3 protein-coding genes are annotated in these 2,545 nt (G+C 42.1%); 1 reads left to right on the top strand and 2 read right to left on the bottom strand.

Features of this window, described 5'->3' with window-relative positions; genetic code table 11:
• Positions 1-144: 144 nt before the first annotated feature.
• On the bottom strand, positions 145-747 hold the full coding sequence (locus tag QUB33_RS29145; protein ID WP_242719987.1) for a superoxide dismutase: 603 nt from the start codon (positions 745-747) through the stop codon (positions 145-147).
• A gap of 660 nt (positions 748-1,407) precedes the next feature.
• Here QUB33_RS29145 and QUB33_RS29140 point away from each other — a divergent pair.
• The gene (locus QUB33_RS29140) at positions 1,408-1,695 is read left to right on the top strand and encodes a hypothetical protein (protein WP_333358058.1); all 288 of its coding nucleotides are present in this window, start codon (positions 1,408-1,410) and stop codon (positions 1,693-1,695) included.
• A 129-nt stretch (positions 1,696-1,824) separates the two neighbouring features.
• On the opposite strand, the gene QUB33_RS29135 is transcribed toward QUB33_RS29140, so the two are convergent.
• On the bottom strand, positions 1,825-2,545 hold a 721-nt coding region (locus QUB33_RS29135), incomplete at its 5' end, for an ISAs1 family transposase (protein WP_333358055.1).

Genomic DNA, 2,545 nt, shown 5'->3' with positions numbered 1-2,545 from the left:
ATCCTCGAATGCAGGAACCTCGCTCTGTCTTGAAATCTAAACGGAGGGCGTGATTGAGACTTTTTCAGTGCCATTGAACTTTAGTCCTCACTACAAACTTTATCGGTTTCTAGTGAGGACTAAAGCCCTCAAACTCAGAGGCTACTAAGCCGCAGCCAAATTTGCTGCTGCGAAATCCCAGTTAGCCAAATTATCCAAGAAATTAGTAATGTAGTCGGGACGGCGGTTTTGGAAATCCAAATAATAAGCGTGTTCCCAGACATCCAAAGTCAGCAATGGAGTTTGGCCGTGTACTACCGGGGTGTCGGCGTTGGCAGTTTTGGTAACTTTCAAAGTACCGTTGTCCACAACTAGCCAAGCCCAGCCGCTACCGAACTGAGTTGTCGCAGCAGTCTTGAATTCTTCTTTGAATTTGTCGAAGCTGCCGAAGTCGGCGTTGATTTTGTCAGCTAAAGCTCCTGTCGGAGTGCCGCCGCCGCCCGGTTTGAGGGAATTCCAGAAAAAATTGTGGTTCCAAACTTGACCTGCATTGTTAAAAATGCCTGCTTTGGATGGGTCTTTAGCAGATTCCTTGACAATTTCTTCAAGGGATTTGCTCGCCATTTCAGTCCCTTCAATCAGTTTATTCAGATTGGTCACGTAAGCAGCGTGGTGCTTGTCGTGGTGGAACGAAAACGTGTTGGCCGACATATGAGCTGGTTCTAGGGCGTCAGCGGCGAAGGGTAATGGTGCGAGTTCAAATGCCATTGTGTTCAATCCTCTCTGGATTACTTTTGGTTTTTCGGTTGACTTTCCGGCTTTTGTATGATTAAAGCCGAGAGTCGCTAGCTTGAGTTTATCAAGCTGTGGTAAATAATTCTTTACAATTTTCCTATTTTATAGCAGTTGCAGCATTTTAGGATTTTGACTTCTGCTTTTGACCAGTCAAATCTACTAATAGCAGGCCGTAAATACCACAATCATTGGCAAAATGTCAACCCGCCTGCGCGGTAAATAAAAGGTGGTGGGAAATTGTCAAGAGAGCGGAGTTTTAGGATGGTTATAAATAAATTAAACCGTTTTTTTATCAAAGATAAGCTCACTTTAACTTAAGCTGTAAGCAAGTGAAACAGCTTGCAGCAGCCGTCTATGCAAAACAGTTCAAATAATCAGATTAATCACCTTTCGTAATGGTTGAATCTGAAACTAATAGTCAGTGCTTTAGAAGCAGTTCAAGACTTAATTATCATTTCTTTGTGGATCGGTTTGTTCGGTTTTATGGTGCTCTAACTGCGAGAAATGTTTTTATCGCTACTGCCTCCTTTGAATTCTTAGCCAGTGACTGCCGACTTTCTATTTTTATTAGTTTTGGTGGAATGATCTCGGCGGATAATTATTTATTTACAAGAGCAGCGCGTTTCGATAGTCGTGGCTGTAGAAGTTTGTATTGTATCAGTTTTGCGAGAAGTTATCGTGGGAGGATCGCTGGAAACTCCCTGGGTTCAAATATTATCAACAGGCGCATTTTTGATAGTTTTTGGAGTGTTGTTGGTACTCCGAGTTTGGTTCCACCAACCTTCGAGGGAATTGACCCGGAACGTCGCCTTGCTAACAGAAAGAGAAATCTATCAGACAATGAATCAGCCTCAGAACCTCTGGAAGTCAATCGATTTTAGATTTTATATCAAAGAATACCCAGAACCCCAACTTCTTTAAGAAGTCGGGGTTCTAAAAGTTTTCTTGATATAAGTCTTACTTATCAATAAAGCCCTGTCTTTTTTATGTGGAGCCAAACTCCTACACAACCGATATGCTCATTGAATATGCAGGGTAAGAGCATCTCAATCAAGCTTGACAAAAGGAGTTGATAACAGTCATCATATAATCATTATTCATAGAAGCCTGTTTGATTTTTTGACGAAGACTACGCTGCAAAGTTTTCTCCTGATTAAGAGCGTTAAGTGCCATCCGTCTCAGGATGGCAAAATTACGAGGACTATGACCTGAACGAATCCGACATTGATCCTCATGGAACGTGACATCTAAAGTCCAATGAACTTGGTTTTCAATCGTCCAATGTTGACGAATGGCACGACCAAGAGCTTGAGCATCCGCAGGCAGAGAAGTTAGATAAAATTGGACTTCACGAGTCGTTTTGTTCCAAAGATGGCGGATTCTTTCAATAATGACGATGGTTTGCAGTCCCGACCATTGGTCTTGTTGATAAAGACCAGCGAAAGCCTCTAAAGGAACAGCCCAAACATAACGTTTTTCAGTGCGATGGTGTCCGTTTTCAATCTGTTGGTTATAACTAACGTTAATGCCTTCAAAGTTATTAGCTCTTCTGGTATCAAACCCTTCTTTAACCTGAGAATGTAAAGTGGGATGATTGGCTTTAAGAGATACAATATAATCAGCTTTTTTGTGGCGAATTTGTTTCACAATCTCGGTTTGCGTTCCCATCGCATCAATGGTAACGATCGCCCCGGTCAGGTCTAATAATTCTAAGAGTGCCGGAATTGCCGTAATCTCGTTGGAATGATCCTCAACTTTAACTTGCCCTAAA

Source organism: Microcoleus sp. B3-A4, assembly GCF_036705385.1.
Classification (GTDB): Bacteria; Cyanobacteriota; Cyanobacteriia; order Cyanobacteriales; family Microcoleaceae; genus Microcoleus.
Note: the sequence above shows the minus strand (reverse complement) of the source record. Positions and strands in the feature narration are given on the sequence as shown.

Bases quoted from the DNA above. Each gene is read 5' to 3' on its own strand.
- QUB33_RS29145 (WP_242719987.1), bottom strand. From the start codon at position 747: ATGGCATTTGAACTCGCACCATTACCCTTCGCCGCTGACGCCCTAGAA.